Below are 20,841 nucleotides of genomic sequence, written 5' to 3' on the forward strand. Positions count from 1 at the left end.
GTAAACCCGCGCGGGCGAACACAGAGCCTATCATTGCGGCATCTCGACATGACCGCCGAAGCCGTAACGCATGGCCGATAACAGCTTGTCGCCGAAGGTCGATTCGACGCGCGAGCGATAGCGGGCATACAGGGCCGACGACAGGACATAGGCGGGTACGGCCTCTTCCATCGCCGCATCGATTGTCCAGCGGCCCTCGCCGCTGTCGGACACGTGGCCGCTATAGGCGTCGAGCGCCTGATCTTTGGCGAGGGCGCTGGCGCTTAAGTCGAGCAGCCACGAGCTGATCACGCTGCCGCGCCGCCACACCTCGGCCACGTCGGTCAGGTTGATGTCGAAGCGCTCGTCTTCGGGCAGCTTGTCGGATTTCTTGCCCTTGAGGATGTCAAAACCCTCGGCATAGGCCTGCATCAGGCCGTATTCGATACCATTATGCACCATCTTGACGAAATGGCCCGCGCCCGCCGGGCCTGCGTGAATATAGCCCTGTTCGGCGCGGTGATCCTCGGCCTGACGGCCCTCGGTGCGCGGGATCGTGCCGATGCCCGGTGCCAGAGTTTTGAAAATCGGATCGAGATGGCGCACAATCACATCCTCGCCGCCAATCATCATGCAATAGCCGCGCTCCAGCCCCCAGACACCGCCCGACGTGCCGACATCGACATATTCAATGCCCTTTTCACGTAAGACTTTGGCGCGGCGAATATCGTCCTTGTAGAAGCTGTTGCCGCCATCGATGATGATGTCGCCGGCTTTGGACAGGGCGGCCAGCGTCTCTATCGTCTCTTCCGTCGGCGCACCGGCGGGCAGCATCGACCAGAAAATCGCCGGAGAGGCCAGCTTGGTGTGCATGTCCTCCAGACTGTCAGCGGCGATGGCCCCCTCGCCCGCCAGTTCGCTGACCGCGCCTGCGTCACGGTCAAACACCACGACCTCATGGCCATCCTTCATCAGGCGGCGCACAATATTGCCCCCCATGCGGCCGAGGCCGATCACACCCAGTTTCATGCTGCCGAACTTCCCTTCAGATACGCTTTGCGTTTGTCGTTTAGCGCACCGAGCAGGGTATCGAAAGCCTCAGAAAAGCTTTTTACGCCGTCTGTCACCAGATTTGCCGTCACACCATCGAGATCAAGGCCCGCCTTAGCCGCCTTATCGATCACGGATCGGGCGTCATCCATGTTCGCCGTCAGGGTCTGGGCCACCGTGCCGTGGTCGCGGAAGGCGTCCATCGTCTTTTGCGGCATGGTGTTGACCGTATCGGGGCCGATGAGCTGATCGACATACAGAACATCGCTGTAATCGGGATTTTTCGTGCCCGTCGAGGCCCAGAGCAGGCGCTGCGGCATGGCGTTTTTGGCCGCCAGCTCATGCCAGCGATCCGAAGCGATCAGGGTCTGGTAATGGGCATAGGCCAGTTTGGCATTGGCGATGGCCACCTTGCCCGCCAGCGCTTTGGCTTCGGGATTATCCATTGCGGCAATCTTTTCATCGATCTGCGTGTCGATGCGGCTGACGAACATGCTGGCCACGCTGGCGATGCGGCTGACGCCCTGGCCCTTGGCGACGCGCGCCTCCAGACCGGCCAGAAAGGCTTCGGCCACCGCCTGATAGGCGGCAAGGCTGAACAAAAGCGTCACATTGACATTGATGCCATCGGCGATCAGGCTTTGGATCGCCGGAACGCCCGCCTCGGTGCCCGGCACCTTGATCATCAGGTTCGGACGGTTGACCGCCGCCCACAGGCGGCGCGCCTCGGTGATGGTGCCTTCGGTATCGTGGGCCAGATAGGGCGACACCTCCAGGCTGACATAGCCATCCAGCCCTTTCAGGCGGTTATAGACAGGCCGCAGCATATCGGCGGCGGTCTGGATGTCCACAATGGCGAGATGCTCATAAATATCGATGGTTTTCAGACCTCTGTCACGCGCCAGCGCATCAAAGGCCTCGTCATAATTATGACCGTGACCCATCGCTTTTTCAAAGATCGACGGATTGGAGGTCACGCCCGACAGGCCATCCTCATCGATCAGCTTTTGAAAGCCGCCGCTTTTCAGAAAGCCGCGATCCAGAAAATCGAGCCAGACGGCCTGACCGGCATCGGACAGATGTTGCAATCGGCTGGTCATTTTATATCTCCAACTTGGGTTGTATTCTGGCCATCATATCGCGCGCCGCCGCGCAGACATGATCGACCGTAAAACCAAACTTCGTCTGAAGTCTGGCCAGCGGCGCCGAAGCGCCGAATGTGCTCATGGTAACGGTGTCGCCATCCATCCCGACATAGCGATCCCAGCCCAGACTGCCCGCCTGCTCGATGGCCAGCCGCGCCCTGACCTTGCGCGGCAGAACCTGTTCGCGGTAATCGGGACTTTGCGCCTCGAACACCGACCAGGACGGCATGGAAACGACGCGCGAGCGAAGGCCTTCAGCCGTCAGTTGTTCATGGGCAGCAATGGCCAGCGACACCTCGCTGCCCGTGGCCATCAGGATCAGGTCGGGATCGTCAGAGCCGCCCAAGATGTAGGCACCCTTACGCGCACCCGAAGCCGGGGCATATTGCGTGCGGTCGATGGTCGGCAGGTTCTGGCGCGAAAAGATCAGGCAGCTTGGCCGGTTGCTCTGCTCCAGCGCCATGCGCCATGCCTCGGCGGCTTCATTGGCGTCGCCGGGACGGATCACATTCAGGCCGGGAATGGCGCGCAAGGCCGCCAGATGCTCGACCGGCTGATGGGTGGGGCCGTCTTCGCCGACCCCGATGGAGTCATGCGTGAAGACAAAGACGACCGGCAGTTCCATGATGGCGGCCAGCCGGATCGGCGGGCGCATATAGTCGCTGAACACTAAAAACGTGGCGGTGAACGGGCGCAGATAACAGAGCGCCATGCCATTGGCGATGGCCCCCATCGCGTGCTCACGAATGCCAAAATGCATATTGCTGCCGCCGGGCGTGGCGGCTTCCATCGTGCCCGCCCCGTCATATTTCAGGTGGGTCTTGGTGGACGGGGCCAGATCGGCTGCGCCGCCGATCAGGGCGGGAATGCGCGCCGCCACCGCATTGAGCACGTCACCGCCTGCGTTGCGCGAAGCCATGCCCTTGGCGTCGGCTGGGAAGACCGGAATATCGGCGTCCCAGCCATCGGGCAGCTTGCCAGAACGCATCCGCTCCAGGGTTTGCGCCTTATCGGGTTGGTCGGCCTGATAAGCCTGCCACGCCGCGTCCCAGTCGGCCACCCGCGGGCGGGTACGGTCGAGCATCGCCTGACGGAAATGGTCTTTGACACCGTCGGGCACCAGAAACTCGGCATCTTCCGGCCAGCCATAGACCTTTTTGGTGGCGCGGATGACATCCTCGCCCATCGCGTCGCTGTGCGCCTTGGAGGTGCCGGCGATCGGCGATCCCCAGCCGATGACACTGGTAACGATGATCAGGGTCGGACTGTCCTGATTGGCGCGAAAAGCCGCAAAAGCGCGCGCCACCGCCCCGGTATCATTGGCATCACTGACATGGATCACCGTCCAGCCATAGGCCTCAAAGCGCTTGCCGACATCTTCGCTGAAGGCCAGAGGCGTGCCGCCTTCGATGGTGATGTGGTTATTGTCATAGATCCAGCACAGATTGGAGAGCTTCTGATGACCGGCCAGTGACGCCGCCTCGCTGGCCACGCCCTCCATCATGTCGCCATCGCTGCACAATGTATAGACATCGTAATCGAACAGGGTGGCCCTGGGCGTATTGAAATGCTGGCCCAGCCAGCGTCCGGCCAGCGCCATGCCGACACTGTTGCCGCAGCCCTGACCCAGCGGCCCGGTCGTCGTCTCCACGCCCGTCGTCATGCGGTATTCGGGATGGCCGGGGGTCTTGGAATCGAGCTGACGGAACTGCTTGATGTCGTCCAGGCTGACGGCAGGCTGGCCGGTCGGCTGACCGTCAGCATCGATTTCGCGCACGCCCGACAGATGCAAAAGCGAATAAAGCAGGATCGAGGCATGGCCGACCGACAGCACAAACCGGTCGCGGTTAGGCCAGTCGGGCCGGTCAGGATCATAGCGCAGGAAACGGCTCCACAGCGTATAGGCTACCGGTGCCAGCGCCATCGGCGTACCGGGATGGCCCGATTCCGCCTTCTGCACGGCGTCCATCGCCAGGGTGCGGATCGTGTTGATCGTCAGTGTATCGACTGACGGCTGGCCATTTTCCTCAAAACTCATAGGAAGCATCCTCGGCTGAAGTGGGCTTTAGAGCGTTTCCCCAAAAGCGCTTTATGGCGCGGTTCGAGCCGGGGAGAAGCCATTACCGGATGTCCGTCTGGCGGGACGTATGACGCGCCAGATGACGAGCCAGATAACCGCGCTGATCTTTTATCCGCCTTACCGTATAAAGAAACCATACAAAAAACCCCACAGCGACAAGGCCGTGGGGCTTTTACACATAGGGATCGCTCGGCTTAGAATTCGCCGCCGCCGCCGCCATAACCACCGCCACCGCCTTCGTGGCCGCCATAGCCGCCGCGTCCGCCCGGACGAGGGCCTCGGTCGTCATCGGGTCGGGCTTGCGGCACCGCCCCGAACGTATAGCGCAGGCTCATCATGAAGGCGGCACCGTAATCGAAGTTTTCGCTCACACTCTGCACGGTGCTGGTATCGGTGACGCTGCGCGAACCCTGACCTTTCAGCACGTCGCGGGCGCTGAAATTCAGCATCAGCTTATTGGGTATGATCTGGCGCTGATAGGACAGGTTGAGGCTGGTCGTGCCTGTGCGATAGCCCTGCGACAACAATTGCTTGCCGCGATAATTGAGCCGGATCATATAGGCGTTGAGCCGGTCGGGTGCCCAGCGCGCGAACAGATTGGCCGACGAATTGCCGCTTTCGCGGTGGGTCGGCAAATGGGTCACATAGTCGGTGGCGTCCTGCACGGAATAGCCGAGAACACCATTCAAACCCAGGCGTAGTGTTCGGTTGAATATATTGTCGTTGAGCGAAAATTGCAGCCCCATGCTCTTGAGCGAGCCGTCATTGATGCTGGTGGTCAAAAGCACATCCGACTGGCCGTTCACAAAGGTGCTGGCGCGCGAGAAATTATCGCGCGTCGTCTTGTAAAACAGGCTGGCCGAAGAATTGAGCGCCTGCTTGTCGTGGTTGAAGGTCAGTTCGTAATTCTCAACCTGTTCGGGCTGGAGGTAGGGATTGCCCGAACTGACATTCTGGGCGTCGCCATAGCTTAAGAACGGGTTGAGCAGGTTTGCACCGGGGCGCACGATCTTGTGGCTGTAGCTCAGGCGCAGCAGGTCGGCGTCGCTGATCGTATAGGTGGCGAAGACGCTGGGGCTCCAGGTGACATAATCGACCGTCGCCTGAATATTGGAGGTGACCTGATTCAGTTCCTCATGCAGTTTTTCGGCGCGCAGACCGCCCTGAATGCCGAACTTGCCCCAGGTTTTCTGATAGATGAAATAGGCGGCGCTGATCGTCTGATCAACATTGAACTGGTTGGTATAGGTCGGGTTGGCCAGTTCCGCCGCGCCATCGGCATGATTATAGGAACGGTAATTATAGGTGTCGGATACCGTGTGCTGGATGTCCCAGCCGGTCTGAATCTGCTGGTTGTCCTTCAGGGGCTTCGTCCAGTCGCCACTGAAATCGTCGATGACGTTTTTGGTGTTGTTGCGGCGGGCGTATAGCGAATCGGGCGTCACCGGATAATGATAGATCTGGCGATAATCATTATCGTTTTTCGAATTTGTCTCGCTATGGCCGAGCTGTATCTTGAAATCGTCGTCGGGTGAATCCTTGCCGCGATGATCATAGGTCAGTTTCGCGCCGCTGTCGTCCGAAGGGCCATCGGCCGAACCGATCTGGGCATAGTCCGACACCGGATTACCGGTTGTATCGAAATTGGCATATTCGCTGGCATTATAGCCCGAACGCTTGCGCTGCGAATAGTTCAGCTCGCCGGTCAGGCTGTCATAATCGCTCATGTCGTATTCGGCGGTCAGATTGGCCGACAGATTATCGGTGCGCGTATTCGACACATTATCCTGCGTGCTGTCGCGGGTTTCACCGGTCACCGGATCGATGCGCTGGCGATCACTGTGCGAGCCGTTCTTGCGCGTATCGCTGCGCAGATTGAGACTGCCATTCAGCGTCAGCTTGCCGATGCTCTTGCCAGAGCGGATGCCGAAGCCATAGCGGCCCTCATCGCCCACCGTCACATTCATTGAGGTTTTCGGCTTGATATGACGGCCCTTTTTCAGCACGATATTGATGATGCCGCCGCCCGTATCGGCGCCGAAGGCCGCCGACGGATTGGTCATCACCTCGATGGAATCGATGTCGTCCGCCGACATGGTTTGCAATTGCGGGCCGCGATTATCGCCCTGCATCTGGGCGCTCGGCTTACCATTGACATAGACCTGCACATTGGAATCGCCGCGCAGCGATACCGTGCCGTCGGGATCGACCGTAACGGCGGGAATATTGTTCATCACATCCGCCGCGCTGCCCGTGGCGGCGTCAGGGTCTTGCGTTACGTCATAGACATCGCGGTCGGGCTTGTGCTGCACTTCCGGCTTGGCAGCGGTCACGGTGACGGTGGTAATGGCACCGCTGTCATCGCCACCGGACGGGGTGGTGCCGCCCGCAGGTGTCTGGCTCTGGGTCTGGGTCTGGGCCGGGCTCTGGCTCTGGGTTTGAGTCTGGCTCTGGGCCGGCTTTGCCGGTGCAGGCTTCGCCGGCGCAGTTTGGGCCTGAGCGGGCAAGGCAAGCGGCGCGGCCATCAGGGCCAGGGCGATCACGCTCAGGCTGGTCTGCTGTCGTCGGGACAAGGGGCGAAGCGAGGGCAAAAAAATCTGTGTCATGGCCTGTCTGTGCTGAACGTTTTTATGATTGCATTTGCTCTTTTACGCATGGCCGCCCTGAATCCGTTCCCTTTGCGCCACAATTTATGTGATTTTTTCATCGTGCGGATTTTATGACACTTTTTGACGTTTTTTCAGGTCGGGAATGATCATTTTGGCGCTTGCAAACGGCGCTGATCCGGCATTAGGCTTGAACAAAGATGGCCATACATGACATATTATGATCAATAATGAAAGCTGAGGATGCGCCATGAAATTGCCCGCGAGTTTGGCCGCAAGCCTGAACACATGGCTGTGCGCCGCCGCCTGCGCTGTTGTGGCCACGGGCGCACAGGCTTCGACTCTGGCTTCGCCTCTGGCCTCGCCTCTGGCCGAAGGTTTTATCCATCCGCCCGCCGAAGCGCGCCCTCTCGTGCGCTGGTGGTGGTTCGGCCCCGCCGTCGAACCGGGCGAACTGAAGCGCGAAATCACCGCCATGCGGGCGGGCGGTTTCGGCGGTTTCGAGATCCAGCCCGTCTATCCGCTGGCGCTCGATGATCCGGCCAAAAACATCCGCAACCTGCCCTATCTGTCCAGCGACTTCCTGAAGGATGTCCGTTTCGCCAACAGCGAGGGCCGCGCCGAAGGTTTGCGCGTCTCGATCACGCTCGGTTCGGGCTGGCCCTATGGTGGCCCGCATATCACGCCCGAACAGGCTTCGGCACAGATTAAGCTGCTCAAGCTGGCGGCCCCCATAGGCGGCGGCGCGGTCACTCTGTCCGAACTGCGGCCCGGCGAACACCGGATCGCCGCCTTTGTCGGTCACGACCCGCAAAGCGCCCAGCCGGTCGATCTGGCCGCCTTGCCCAAACTGGCAGACGGCGACACGTTTTATCTGTTCGTGCAAACCCCGACCGGCCAGCAGGTCAAGCGCGCCGCTGTCGGGGCCGAGGGGCTGGTGCTCGACCATATGGATAAGGCGGCGGTCGCGCATCATCTTGATGTGGTGGCCGATCCCCTGATCAGGGCGTTCGGCGATCAGCCGCCGTGGTCGGTGTTCAGCGACAGTCTTGAAGTCTATGGCGCCGACTGGACCGATGACATGCTGGCGCAGTTTCAGAAACGGCGCGGCTATGATCTGAAACCGCATCTGTTCGATCTGTTTTACGACACACCCAGCAGCGCCGCCGTGCGCCACGACTGGGGTCAGACCATGACGGAACTGGTCGATGAGCGCTATCTGACGCCGATCACCGACTGGGCCCACGTCCACAACACCCTGTTCCGCGCCCAGGTCTATGGCGTGCCGCCGGTCAGTCTGTCGTCGAATCGCTTCGTCGATCTGCCCGAAGGCGAAGGCCCGCACTGGCGACAGTTTTCGACGGCGCGCTGGGCCAGTTCGGCCAACCACATCTATGGCCGCCCGGTCACTTCGGCGGAAAGCTGGACATGGCTGCACACCACGCCATTTCGCGCCACGCCGCTCGACATCAAGGCCGAGGCCGACACCCTGATGCTGGAAGGGATCAACCAGTTCGTGGCGCATGGCTGGCCCTATACGCCGCCGAAAGTGGCCGATCCGGGCTGGTCGTTTTACGCCGCCGCCGTCTTCAACGATCATAATCCGTGGTGGGGCGTCATGCCCGATGTCACTGCCTATCTGACGCGGATGAGCTGGCTGCTGCGTCAGGGCGATAATGTCGCCGATGTGGCGCTGTTCCTGCCCGAAGACGACGCCCTGGCCGCCATCACGCCGGGAAAAGCCACGATCAACGGCCAGATGGACAGATGGATTACGCCGCAACTGACCGCCTCCCTGCTCGATGCCGGTTATAATTTCGACTATGTGGACGCGGCTTCGATCGCCGCCAAAGGTGTGAGCCACAAGATCCTCATCCTGCCCGATGTAGCGCGGCTCGACCCCGAAACGGATGCGCGCCTGCGTGATTTCGTGGCGCACGGCGGCCATATCATCGCGCTGGGCCGCCTGCCTGATAGTGGCACGGGGCTGATGAACGCGGCCACCGACGCCGCCACCACGCGCGCCACCGCCGCCACGCTTTTCCCGGCGGGGCCGACAGCTTTAAGCGGCCTGCCCGCTGCGCTGCGGGCGCTTAACCCGCCCGATGTGGCCGGATTGCCGCCTGGCGTCGGCTTTGTCCACCGCCATATGGCCAGCGGGGACATCTATTTCATCGCCAACACCACCAATGCGCCGATCACAGCCCGGCCCGTTTTCCGCGATCAGCCCGACAAGGGTCAATGGTGGAACCCGGTCAGCGGACAAGCCCACCTGTGGACAGGTGGGGACGTGGCCCTCGCCCCCTATGAATCGCGTGTCTTCGTATTTGGCGCCGCCGCCGATGCGCCGGTCGTGGCCGAGGCGGGTGCGTCCACCGATCTGCCGCTCACAACCGGCTGGCGCATCGCCTTTGGCGGAGAAAAAGCCACGCCTCTGAACCATTTCGGCTCATGGGCCGATGATCCGACGCGCGCCCACTTTTCCGGCACGGTCACCTATAGCCGCCGCCTTGATCTGAGCTCCCGACAGGCCAGCGGGCATATCGTGCTCGATTTCGGGCCGGGCCAGCCAACAGCCCCACCCGCACATGCGATGGGCACCTCCGCCCGGCTCGATCCGCCGGTGCGCGAAGCCGCTGAAATTTTCGTCAATGGCAAGCGGGCTGGATCGGTCTGGGCCGCCCCCTTCGTCATCGACCTGACAGGCCTTGTCCATGCCGGTCAAAACCAACTGGAGGTGCGCGTCAGCAATACCGCCATCAATGAACTGTCGGGCCGTCCGCCCGCCGATTACAGCGCGCTCAATGCCCGTTATGGCCAGCGCTTTTCGGTGCAGGGCATGAACCGGCTCAAGCCCCTGCCGTCCGGCATGATGACCGCGCCGCTTCTGGAGGTTTCACCTTAATTGCAATAGATATATTCTCATAATATCAGATAATTATAAAAACTATCTCATGCAGGAAATGCCATCATGAAAACGCCTATCGCCCTGTTCGCCCTGCCTCTCCTTCTGACCGCGCCCGCCGCCCATGCCACCGCTTTGGCCGACATGCACCTGGACGCCCCGCAAGGCATCGGCGCCACCCTCATCCATGCCGAAACCTATGGCGCGAAAGGCGATGGTGCCAGCGACGACACGAAAGCCCTGCAAGCGGCCATCGACGCCACGGCCGCCGCCCACGGCACTTTGGTGCTGAAACCCGGCACCTATCTGACCGGCGCCCTGTTCCTCAAATCGCATATGGCCCTGCGCCTCGATAAGGGCGTCACCCTGACCGGTGCGCAGGACATCAAGGCCTATCCGCGCCTGCCCTCGCGCGTCGCCGGGATTGAAATGACCTGGCCGGTGGCCCTGCTCAATATCTACAAGCAGACCGATGTGAAGGTGTATGGCGACGGCGTGCTGGACGGCAATGGTAAGGTGTTCTGGGACAGCTACTGGAAGCTGCGTCACGACTATGAACCGAAGGGCCTGCGCTGGGCCTCGGATTATGACGCCGAACGGCCGCGCCTGTTTCTGGTCTATGGGGCGCGCCGCGTCGAGATCGGCAATGGCAGCCTTGACGATGCGCTCAATTTCACCCGCTCCGGTTTCTGGACGCTTCAGGTCACCTATTCCGACAATGTGAACATCTCCGGCATCAAGGTGCGTAACAATGTCGATGGTTTCGGGCCGTCCACCGATGGCGTCGATATTGATTCCTCGCATGATGTGATCGTCGAAAAGGCCGACATCGACAATCATGACGACGACATCGTGCTGAAATCGGGCCGCGACGCCGATGGGCTGCGCGTCAACCGCCCCACCTATAATGTGGTGGTGCGTGATTCGATTATCCGGGCGGGCGCGGCGGGCATTGCCTTTGGTTCGGAAACCTCAGGCGGCATTCACGATGTCGAGGTCTATAATCTGACCGTGGTAGGGCCCACCTTCAACGGCATATTGCTCAAATCGGCCCATACGCGCGGCGGCACGGTGTCGAATATCAATATTCACGACATGAAGATTTCCGGCGTCGATACGGCGATCCGCGTCGATCTCAACTGGAACCCGGCCTATTCCTATGCCTCTATACCTGCCGATGTGAAGAATCCGCCCGAAATCTGGAAGATTCTGGCCACGCCGGTGCCGCACGACGAGGGTTTACCGCACTATAAGGATATTCATATCAGCCATATCACGGCCACCGACACCAAGGTGGCGGTGCTGTTCGATGCCTATCCTGATGCGCCCGCTGAGGATTTCACGCTCGACCATATCGATCTGAAAACCCGGACGGCGGGTTCGATCACCCACGCCAGGGGCATTCATTTCACCAACACCACGATCGACGCCGCCGATGGCAGCCACGTCAAGCTGGATGATGCTACCGATGTGACCGGTTTGCCTTAGGCGCATATCTCACATCCCTCCTCCCCATTTATGGGGAGGTGTCGGCGCAGCCGACGGTGGGGTCACTTCGCTTCACGGCGGATCGGTAGGATCGCCATCTGGGTCTGGGTCTGGGTCGTCGTCGTCAAGTTGCGGCTCTTGCGGGCCGGGGCCATAGGGCGGATAGCCCTTGGCCTTCGCCAGCCGGTTGAGCTTCATTTCGATAATGGCGGCCCAATCTTTACAATTCTGAGCGTCTTCGCCCTCGGCCGCTTCGTCTTCCTGTTCGGTTTTGTTTTCGCGCCAGCCGCCATAGGGGCTGACATAGGAATCATCGTCGAAATCGTCAAATCGGCCGGATGAACGAGAGGCGGCGCGCGAAGGGATCGGGCGCGGGGCCTGATCGAGCTGGGTCATTAAGCGGTCCATCACCATGACGGCGCGCGCGGCGCGCTCGACCTCCAAATAGGTTTTGGGCTTGTCGAGGGTTTCCATGATGTCGAGCAGATCGCCCGCCAACGCACGCAGACGATCCCGGCCTGTCGGGGCCGGGCTTATCGCTTCGTCGTGCGTCGGGTTTGCGTCCATGCGACAAGGATAGGCGCGGATGCAGGGGTGGGGGATTATTCCGGCGGCGCGGCGCTCTTATCCTCCCCTGCAAAGCGGGGGAGGTGGCGGGCGAAGTCCCGCCGGAGCGGGCGTCCCTATCCGACGAAAGCCCCCTCCGGCTCGACACAGACCTTCGGCCTTGCTCGCCATCTCCCCCGTTTCACAGGGGAGGATCATTTTCTATACCTCCCCGGCTCAGCCGGGGTTTGGCGTCGGCGAAGGCATGTCCTTCGCCAGCCTAGAGCAACGAGCGTTTCATTTGACTTACAAATTGAATGCGAGATGCGGAAAAACGTAAAATATAGAGCGGATTGCATTCCTTTGACTGATTCAATCAGAATGCAGACCGCTCTAGGGACTGCGCCCGCAGGGCATGGTGGTGGGGTTCTTACTTACTCAAATTGACCTGTCCGAAGTGGAGCTTTGAGTATTAAGAAAGTCAGAAACCCCACCACCACATCTCAGGCGCTTGCGCGCCTTCGTGCGGTTCCCCTCCCCGAATTCGCACACGAATTCAGGGAGGTATAGATATTTTCCTAGAGCGGTCTGCATTCTGATTGAATCTGTCAAAGGAATGCAACCCGCTCTACATTTTACGTTTTTCCGCATCTCGCATTCAATTTGTAAGTCAAATTAAACGCTCGTTGCTCTAGCCCTTTGGATTAAGGATGGCGTCGGCCTTGGCGCGGTCGTCGGCGGTCATTTTCGGGGCGATGACGGCCAGTGCCGGAGCGGCCTTGTCGGAGCCGCCTTCCTTGGCCAGGGTCAGCCAGACAAACGCCAGCGCCATATCCTTGTCGCCGCCCTGACCATTGGCCAGCATGGCGCCGAGATTGAACATGGCGTCGGCATTTTGCTGACGCGCCGCCAGCGTAAACCATTTGCGCGCCAGAGGCAGATCCTGCCCGACCACCTCGCCGGTATAGAACATCAGGCCGATGGCGTCCTCGGCGTCGGGCTGGCCCTTGAGCGCGGCCTCCTTATAATAGGTGGCGGCTTTTTGCGCGTCGTGCGGCAGGATGTCGCCGAGATCATACATATTGCCAATCGCATAGAGCGCACCGGCATGGCCGCGTTTGGCGGCTGCCATCAACCATTGCGCGCCTGCTTTACGATCCTGCGTCACGCCGTCATCGCCCGCCAGATACAGTTCGCCCAGTGCATACATGGAGGGCGCATAGCCCGCCGTGCCCGCCTTCTTATAATAGGTGACGGCTTTCGGCACGTTCTTCTCGCCGGCATAGCCATATTGATAGATTTCGCCGACCGTATGGGTGGCGGGCATATAGCCGAATTCATCCGCCTTGATGTACCAGCGTCTGGCTTCGGCGGCGTCACGCGGTACGCCCAGACCGGTCATGTAGATCTTGGCAAGCGTCATGGCGGCATCGACGCGCGTATTCATATAGGTGGGATCATCGGGGTTGAAGTGCATCTCGTCATCAGGGCCGAAGCGCCCTTCCACCACCTTGCGCAGCCAGAGGATCGCCTGTTTGGCGTCGGGTTTGGTGCCCATGCCGGCCAGATACATCTTGCCTTCCATCAGGGCGGCGGAATCGTAACCCATCTTGGCGTAGGATTTGTGGAAGAGATCGAGCGCCTTCGGATAATCCTTCGCATCAAAGGCGTTGAAGGCGTCGTTCAGCGAATGGTCGTTGCGCGCAATATAGCTGCGCCCGGCGGCAAACGCCTTGTCGGAAGGATCGCAGGCGCCGTTGCCGCCGCCTCCGTCAGCATCGCTGTCATCGCCCGTGATCGGCTGGCCATCGCTGCCGATCTGGAGGCCGTACATGGTATTGCTGTTGGCGGCATTATCCTGCGACACATCGCCATAGGGTGAGGTGTCACGAAAACGCACGCCGGGGTCATTGGCACCGGCATTCGTCTGGTCGGGATAGGCCACGTCGGAGCTGTAATTGCCGTAGAAGGATTTGAGATAGTCCTGAACAATATCCTCATTGGCCGGGTCGTAATTGTTCATGAAGCCGCAGGAATCGGCCTGATGGGTGTCGATCTGGGTGATGCCGCGGTCGCCTGCCACCTTATGGCCGAACACGGTGACGGTTTGCGGCGGCGCGCTGTCGGTGACGGTGGGCAGGGCGGAGGCGCTGGACGAGGATGCGCCGGCTGAGGGCGCAGGCGCGGCGTCCTGTGCGGCAGGCGCTGTCTGGCCATAGACCGTGGCCGCCATAGCCAGCAGACTCATGCTGATAAGCCCAATCTTGCCAAATCTATATGTCATGCGATGGGCTCCCCCTGATAATGATTTTTCCGATCAGTTATGATCCGAATTTGAGCACCGTCAATCTGAATTGCTTCATAATGATCGTATGTGATCGAAAAGTCATGGTTTGCAACAAAGCGGTTACAGATCAGGGAGTTCAACCGTATTATTGGCGTCGGTCACCTCATCGGGTGCGCCCGTGAGGTGCAGGATGATGCGCACAGGCCCGCCGATTTTCGGCCATGTCCCAGGCAGGCTGACCCGCACCGTGGCGGTCTTGGGCAGCAAATCCGTCGGCGCGGCCAGGGCCGGAAACGCCACCTGAGCCAGTGGGTGGCCCGCCGCATCGCTGATGATCGCCGTGCCCGCCGGGGTCGGTTTCGCGCCAAGGCTATGGACGGTCAGGCTGAGTGTGCGGCCTTTCAGGCTGATGTCACTGGCGCCAATGCCGATGTCGGGGCGGGTGGATGGATCATCGCCCGGCGTTTTTAAGGCCAGATCAAAACTGACCTGCTGGTGCGGCGGCAAGGCCAGATCGACGGTGCGTCCGCGTTCCAGCCGCACATCTTTTTCGCCATTGGGGCCGGTCAGGCTCCACACGCCGCCCGCCAGTTGCGCGCCGGTCATGTGGGCGGTCACCGGCTGATCGGTCAGATTATAGGCGATGACCTTGAAAGCCTTCGGGTCGCCCTTCGGGATCAGGATGGCAACGTTTTCGCCCGAAACCTCGTGATCGCCGGACGTAAAGCGCCAGCTTACGATGTTACCGGGATAGAAGGCCATGCGGCGGTGCGCCACCCCGCCCAGCCGCGTCCTTTGCAGAAGATCGCTCGACACGCTGACGCGATCGACCCACGCTTCCAGCGAGGTCAGAACCGGCATTCGCTGCGCCGTCGCCTCGATTTCATCGCCATAGAGATCGGCGAGAATAGACTTGTCGCCGGTTTCCTGCCAGCGCACAAAGCGGGCGAACTGGCCGGGCGTGGCACCGCCTAAGTTCCGGTCGATGCTGCCGCCGCCCGCCTGACCGGCGCTGTCGGCGATCTTGTGCGCCACCTGATCTTCGCCCGGCACCTGCGTCAGCACATCGGCATTGAGTTCGGTCAGGCCCGACAGATTGCCCTTGAGCGCGCCCTCCATCGGGCGCAGATATGTGTCATCGCCGGTCCAGGTGTAGGCCGCCCAGAAATCATGGACGGCAATACCGACGCCGTGGCCTGTGCCCTTGTCGGTTTGCCAGTCAATGTCGGACGGGAAGCTCCAGCCGTGAGCCGTCTTTTCGCCGTGCGCCAGCCAGCCGTCGAGCAGACTGAGCAGGCGGGCTTTGGTCTGGGGATTGCCGTTATAATCAACGAGCAGCAGGCCCGGATGCGTCACCAGCAGGCTGTCGGGCTTTTGTACGCCCATGCCATCATCGCGGTCGATGTCGGTACCCGAATAATAGCTCGATACGAAGTGCATGTGACCGGCGGGATTGACCTGCATCAGGCGCGGATATTCGCGCGCCACGGCCATGCCGCGCTCGATATTGGTCGGGTTGCCCCAGTCAATCTGCATCGATTGCGCTACGGCATTGATACCCTCTTCGTAGGAATGCAGCTCGTCGGCGCGGATGCGGCTTAGGCCCCCGCTCCACATGCCGTTGGTGAAGGTGGCGTCGGCCACGGCGCGCTGCGAGGCGATGATTTTTTCCGGCTCCACCCCCATCAGGGCCAGCGGCACCCACTGATTGACCAGATCGGTATCATCCGACAGGCCGCCGCCAAATTCGCCTTTGGAGTCGCCGTCCGGCATCTGGCGGTGATCGATCCACCAGTCGGCGAACTGGCGGAACAGTTTCAAGTCCTCGCTCTGACGGAAGGCCCATAGCGGCACACCGGCAGGCGCTTGAGCGGGCGTATAGTCGGCATAGGGTTGTTCGGGGTTTTTCTCGACCCAGTAGGCGCGGGCCAGCGCATTATCGGGATCGACGCGCAACACATCCGTAATATCGTTCTCAAACCGGCTCCACAACGGATAGAGGCGGATATTGGGCTGTTCCTCGACGAGGAAGCTTAAATTATCGCGCGCCTGTTCCAGCCGGTCGGCAATGTGTTCGGGCTTCGCCTCGGCGGCTTTTTTGAAGACGAGATTGACCTTCATGCCGTCTAAGCTTTGGGCGTCGAAACCGCCCTCACCTGCCGCGATGGTCAGGTAAAAATTCGTGCCATTAGGCAGCAATCGGTCGCGCGTATCGAGCCAGAGGGTGCGCGCCTCGCCCGGCTTGACCGACACATTGACATCGAGCAGATCGCGGTCGGGCCAGGTTGGGTCTTTCAGGCGAATATTGAGCGGAATCAGCGCATTGCCGCTACCTTTTAAAGCAGGCAGATCCAGCTCAACCCCATCCAGACCGGCATTCATATTCTCCCAGCCATAGGAAAAGCGCGTCGGCGGATCACCGGGCAGGGGTGAGCGGAAATCACCGGGAATCAGCACATGAACGATGGGCAAGAGGCCCGCAGGCCGCGGGGCTTCCGGCTTTCGCGGCGCGCCTTTCGGCAGGGCCACGGCCATGTCGCGCTCATCGGGCAGGTAGCGGCCATTGATGTGGGCGCGTAAATTATCGAGCGCCGGATAGAAGGCCGGATCGGCATCGGGGCTGAGCATATAGCTCAAGGTGACATAGTCTTTCGGCACCGCGCCCGGATGGACATAATAGGCGCCGATCTCCTCAATCGGCGTTTCCTGCGCCGTATTGACGAAGCTGATCTCACCGCCCTTCATGGTGGGCAAGGCATTGGAGGTGCGCTCCTGACCTTCGGGGCGGGTGAACAGCACCTGACCCGCACCGTCGCCCGCCGTGCGCTTCAGTTCGCCGTAAGCCGTGCCATTGATTTCGATGCGGTTCCACGGCTCATCGGGCAGGGTCAGGCGATAGGTCTTGCCACCGCCCGAATAGACGTTCCAGTCGGGCAGTTCAAAATAGTCATGGCGACCCGGCAGACGCGACCGGTTATAGACGCCCGGCCAGGTGGTTTCGCGGATGCCGTCAGCCCCCTTGAAATTCTTTTCGTGCAGATCCCATGTGCCGGTAAATTCGACCTTGCGGATGGTTGTCACCGGATCGGTCAAAAGAGCTGGCAGGTCGTCCGGGCGGTTCCAGCCATAACGCAGATTCCAGTCGTCGCGCGTAGCGGGATCGCTGAGCGACTCACGGACGGCGGGGCCTTGCGGCTCCTGATGCGCATCGAGCGCCGCCACCTCAGCGTCGCTCATCATATGGTCATAGATGCGCAGCTCATCGAGATCGCCGGTGCGCTTGTAATTATAGAGCGAATGCACCTGCCACGGCGAGACGGTGCGCTGGAACGGCCCGAAGCCCCAAAGCCCCTGATCATAAACGGCTTTTGTGACTTTCGAGGCCACCGGCTTGCCATTGACCCACAGCTTGACGCCTTGCGTCTCATCCCAGGCAAAGGCGATATGCACCCATTGGTCGGGGCTGGGAATCTGATCCATGCGGAACGAGACGCGGGTGCGCGCCAGACCGGTATCGGTGACGAAGGCGTCGAAGCCGTGGCCGTTCCAGTCGATGCGCAGGAACAGCATGTCCCAGCTTGTGCCATCGCTCTTGGCGACGCGGAAAATGGGAAACGGCGTGTGGCCGAGCGGGGTTTTCGGCCGGAAGAAGAACGAAATCGTGCCGCGCCGGGCATAGATATTGCCGGGGGCCGACCAGGCCAGAGACAGGCCGGGATCAAAGCCGAGCCCCTTGCCGACTACGCCGTCCGTCTCATGCGTGCGCGTGGCGAAGATCGGCCCGGCTTGCCCACCCGCCGTTTCGGCAGTGAGGCCATGCTCACCCGACAGCGAAAACAGCAGGCCGTCCGGCGTTTGCGCGTGGGCGGCGCTCGCCAGGGCGCTCAGGGCGGCGGTCAGCAGCAAGCGGTGCGGAAATCTCATTTTTGAGGCCCTGTATATCTTATGTTCAGCCCCTCCGCCGAGGGCTTGATGAAGTCTCTCCCCCTATCCCTCACGAAGGGAGAGGGGGCTAAAAGCAACGTCTCTACGGAGGCCAGTTTTACCGCAGGCCAGCCAAAGCGCAAGAGGGGCTGCGGCCTTTTTGATCACATTCAATCAGTTTAATGCACAAAAGAGCAGTTACGATCTTGCCGCGCCCCTGAGCCAGGGTTAAGCTTTACGCGGCCGGGGAGCCCAAAAAATCATTCAGGGACTCATAATGCGCAAACTTCTTTTATCTGGCGCCGCCATGCTGCTGGCGCTTGGCACCGCCGCCGCTCAGGCCGAAACCGTCAATTTCGACGCCATAAATTTTGATAATGGGTGGCTGTTCCACAAGGGCGATACTGGCGCAGGCATTCCCGCCACCAGCGACGACAGCGGCTGGACCCAGGTCAATCTGCCCGATGACTGGTCGATCAGGGGGCCCTTTGCCGAAGACGCGCCCGCCACCGGTTCGGGCGGCTGGTTGCCCACCGGTGTGGTCTGGTATCGCAAACACTTCACCCTGCCCGCCGCCGATGCGGGCAAGGACATCGCCATCCGTTTCGACGGCGTGATGGAGCGTTCCGGCGTGTGGATCAATGGCCATCATTTCGGCTTTCGTCCGTCCGGCTACGCCACCTTCCAGTACGACCTGACGCGGTACCTGAAGGCCGGTGATAATGTCATTGCCGTGCGGGCTGATACCTCGCAGCAACCGGCCTCGCGCTGGTATGCCGGCGGCGGCATCTATCGCCATGTCAGGCTGATCGCGCAAAACCCCGTGCATCTGGTGGCCGATGGCACGGCCATCACCACCCCTGTCATCAGCGCCGCCAACGCCACCGTGGCGGTCAGCAGCGAGGCGGTCAATACCACGGATCAGCCGGTGCAGGCCCATCTGGAGGTGACGGTGACCGGCCCCGATGGCCAGACCGCCCGCCTGACAGGCGCGCCGGTCAGCCTGGTCCCCGGTGCGACCGCGAAACTGGATGCGCAAGGCTCGCTTGCACATCCGCATCTATGGTCGCTCGACGACCTAACGCTTTATACCGCGCAGGTCAGGCTGGTGACGGACGCGGACTTGCAGGATGAAAGCGACATCAATTTCGGCATACGAAACATGGAGTTCAGGGCCGATACAGGCTTCTGGCTCAATGGTAAAAACATCAAGCTGAAGGGCGTGGCCATCCATGCCGATGGCGGGGCGTTCGGCATGGCCGTGCCGCTGGATGTGTATGAACGCCGTTTGAGCATCCTCAAATCGCTCGGCGTCAACGCCATCCGCACCGCCCACCATCCGTTCTCGCCGGAGTTTCTGAGCCTGTGCGACCGCATGGGATTCGTGGTGATGGACGAGGCCTTCGACATGTGGACGGTGGCCAAAAACCCGGAAGATTACCACCAGTTCTTCTCGGACTGGTCATCCGAAGACGCCCGCACGCAAGTGCGCCGTGACCGCAATCACCCCGCGGTCGCCATCTGGTCGATCGGCAATGAGATCCATGACACGCCCGATGCGGTCAGCGCCAAGGCGACGCTGGGCCGTTTGCGCGACATCTTCCACGCAGAAGACCCGACGCGCCCGGTGACTCAGGCCCTGTTTCGCCCCAATGTCAGCCACGACTATGATGACGGACTGGCCGATATGCTCGATGTGATCGGCCAGAATTACCGCGAGAACGAGCTGGCCAAGGCCCATGCCGACAAGCCTTCGCGTAAGATTATCGGCACGGAAAACACCAAGGATCGCGGGCCGTGGGTGATCGTGCGCGATAATCCGGCCTATTCGGGCATGTTTCTTTGGACGGGGATCGACTATCTCGGCGAGGCTGACCGGTTGGGCTGGCCCTATATCTCCAACCCGTCCGGCCTGATCGACCGCGACGGCGTGGTCAAGCCGGTGGGGATGGAACGCGCCTCGTGGTGGTCGGATGCGCCCTATATTGGCATGGCGCGCCGCGTGGCCAAAACCCATGATAATGCCGGCGCGGTCGGCAATGAGGTCAATAAGGCGCAGGAACGCGCTGGCCCCGGTGCCTTTGCCGACTGGACGCCCGCCGATCTGGGCACCCATAGCGAACATGTCGAGGTCTATTCCAATGCCCCCGTGGCCGAACTGTTCCTCAATGGCAAATCCTTGGGCAAACAGCCGATCCACGCCGATGCCTCCGCCCGCGTCTGGGAGGTCAGTTTCGCGCCGGGCACATTGAAGGCGATTGCCTATGATGCCAAGGGCCGGAAGGTGGCGACCAGCCTCCTGCAAACGGCGGGCGCACCGGCAGGCGTCAAGCTGATCAGCGAAGAGGACAAACTGGCCCCTGGCTTTGACCATATCGGCTTTATCCGCGCCGAGGTGGTGGACGCCAAAGGCATTGTGGTGCCGCGCGCCGAGGCACCGATCACGGTTACGGTGGGCGGTGCGGGCCAGTTGGCCGCCTTCGATAATGGCAGCCCGACCGATCATACGATGTTCGATAACCCAACGCGCGCCGCCTATAACGGTCAGGCCCTGATCATGGTGCGCGCCACCGGTACAAACGGCGCGATCAGCGTGACGGCCAGTTCACCGGGCCTTAACAGCGGTACGGCCACACTCAGCGCGGAATCACAGGATGCGCAGGATCGCATCGATCCGGCGGCGACGGTCAACCGCACGCAATGACGGGTTTCAATCATTAACAGTCATTAAAATGTCATATTCAATCATTTTTTGCTTGATTTCGCTCATGATCTCCTATATGACAATCCTGTCGATTGTAGACGAGGGTTCGATCTGCCGAACCCTCAGA

The 20,841-nt window shown here is 60.9% G+C and carries 10 protein-coding genes; 3 read left to right on the forward strand and 7 right to left on the reverse strand.

Translation table 11 applies throughout. The features are described 5' to 3' along the window. Positions 1 to 30 precede the first annotated feature (30 nt). From gnd to QB905_RS13755, 4 genes are all read right to left on the reverse strand, one after another. Positions 31 to 1,008, reverse strand: a complete 978-nt coding sequence (gnd, locus tag QB905_RS13740) for a phosphogluconate dehydrogenase (NAD(+)-dependent, decarboxylating) (protein ID WP_282975699.1) — start codon at positions 1,006 to 1,008, stop codon at positions 31 to 33. Beyond that, positions 1,005 to 2,129 carry a transaldolase gene (tal, locus tag QB905_RS13745; RefSeq protein ID WP_282975700.1) on the reverse strand — a complete coding sequence of 375 codons (1,125 nt, stop codon included), beginning with the start codon at positions 2,127 to 2,129 and terminating at the stop codon, positions 1,005 to 1,007. Before tal ends, gnd begins: the two co-directional genes overlap by 4 nt. A 1-nt stretch (position 2,130) precedes the next feature. Continuing rightward, complete coding sequence (tkt, locus tag QB905_RS13750) at positions 2,131 to 4,212, reverse strand: transketolase (RefSeq protein ID WP_282975701.1); 2,082 nt, start codon at positions 4,210 to 4,212, stop codon at positions 2,131 to 2,133. Positions 4,213 to 4,448: 236 nt separating this feature from the next. Further along, positions 4,449 to 6,860 carry a TonB-dependent receptor domain-containing protein gene (locus QB905_RS13755; protein WP_282975702.1) on the reverse strand — a complete coding sequence of 804 codons (2,412 nt, stop codon included), beginning with the start codon at positions 6,858 to 6,860 and terminating at the stop codon, positions 4,449 to 4,451. A 250-nt stretch (positions 6,861 to 7,110) separates the two neighbouring features. On the opposite strand from QB905_RS13755, the gene QB905_RS13760 reads away from it, so the two are divergent. After that, positions 7,111 to 9,765 (forward strand): glycosyl hydrolase, encoded by a 2,655-nt coding sequence (locus tag QB905_RS13760; protein ID WP_282975703.1) that lies wholly within the window; start codon positions 7,111 to 7,113, stop codon positions 9,763 to 9,765. A 66-nt stretch (positions 9,766 to 9,831) separates the two neighbouring features. Continuing rightward, on the forward strand, positions 9,832 to 11,253 hold the full coding sequence (locus QB905_RS13765; RefSeq protein WP_282975704.1) for a glycoside hydrolase family 28 protein: 1,422 nt from the start codon (positions 9,832 to 9,834) through the stop codon (positions 11,251 to 11,253). A 72-nt stretch (positions 11,254 to 11,325) separates the two neighbouring features. Here QB905_RS13765 and QB905_RS13770 read toward each other — a convergent pair whose 3' ends face one another. The 3 genes from QB905_RS13770 to QB905_RS13780 all read right to left on the reverse strand — a co-directional run bounded on the left by QB905_RS13770 (position 11,326) and on the right by QB905_RS13780 (position 18,010). Then, positions 11,326 to 11,820 (reverse strand): hypothetical protein, encoded by a 495-nt coding sequence (locus QB905_RS13770; RefSeq protein ID WP_282975705.1) that lies wholly within the window; start codon positions 11,818 to 11,820, stop codon positions 11,326 to 11,328. A 670-nt stretch (positions 11,821 to 12,490) separates the two neighbouring features. After that, entirely contained in the window at positions 12,491 to 14,083 is a 1,593-nt protein-coding gene (locus tag QB905_RS13775; protein WP_282975706.1) for a tetratricopeptide repeat protein, read from the reverse strand. Positions 14,084 to 14,206: 123 nt separating this feature from the next. Next, complete coding sequence (locus QB905_RS13780; protein ID WP_282975707.1) at positions 14,207 to 18,010, reverse strand: LamG domain-containing protein; 3,804 nt, start codon at positions 18,008 to 18,010, stop codon at positions 14,207 to 14,209. Positions 18,011 to 18,287: 277 nt separating this feature from the next. Between QB905_RS13780 and QB905_RS13785 the strand changes: the two genes are divergently transcribed. Beyond that, on the forward strand, positions 18,288 to 20,714 hold the full coding sequence (locus QB905_RS13785) for a glycoside hydrolase family 2 protein (RefSeq protein ID WP_282975708.1): 2,427 nt from the start codon (positions 18,288 to 18,290) through the stop codon (positions 20,712 to 20,714). Positions 20,715 to 20,841: the final 127 nt, after the last annotated feature.

It is taken from the genome of Asticcacaulis sp. EMRT-3, assembly GCF_030027245.1.
Lineage (GTDB): Bacteria > Pseudomonadota > Alphaproteobacteria > Caulobacterales > Caulobacteraceae > Asticcacaulis.

Coding starts and splice junctions, on each gene's coding strand:
- QB905_RS13775 (WP_282975706.1), bottom strand. CDS start 14,083: ATGACATATAGATTTGGCAAGATTGGGCTTATCAGCATGAGTCTGCTG.
- QB905_RS13780 (WP_282975707.1), bottom strand. CDS start 18,010: ATGAGATTTCCGCACCGCTTGCTGCTGACCGCCGCCCTGAGCGCCCTG.
- QB905_RS13765 (WP_282975704.1), top strand. CDS start 9,832: ATGAAAACGCCTATCGCCCTGTTCGCCCTGCCTCTCCTTCTGACCGCG.
- QB905_RS13760 (WP_282975703.1), top strand. CDS start 7,111: ATGAAATTGCCCGCGAGTTTGGCCGCAAGCCTGAACACATGGCTGTGC.
- QB905_RS13770 (WP_282975705.1), bottom strand. CDS start 11,820: ATGGACGCAAACCCGACGCACGACGAAGCGATAAGCCCGGCCCCGACA.
- QB905_RS13755 (WP_282975702.1), bottom strand. CDS start 6,860: ATGACACAGATTTTTTTGCCCTCGCTTCGCCCCTTGTCCCGACGACAG.
- tal (WP_282975700.1), bottom strand. CDS start 2,129: ATGACCAGCCGATTGCAACATCTGTCCGATGCCGGTCAGGCCGTCTGG.
- QB905_RS13785 (WP_282975708.1), top strand. CDS start 18,288: ATGCGCAAACTTCTTTTATCTGGCGCCGCCATGCTGCTGGCGCTTGGC.
- gnd (WP_282975699.1), bottom strand. CDS start 1,008: ATGAAACTGGGTGTGATCGGCCTCGGCCGCATGGGGGGCAATATTGTG.
- tkt (WP_282975701.1), bottom strand. CDS start 4,212: ATGAGTTTTGAGGAAAATGGCCAGCCGTCAGTCGATACACTGACGATC.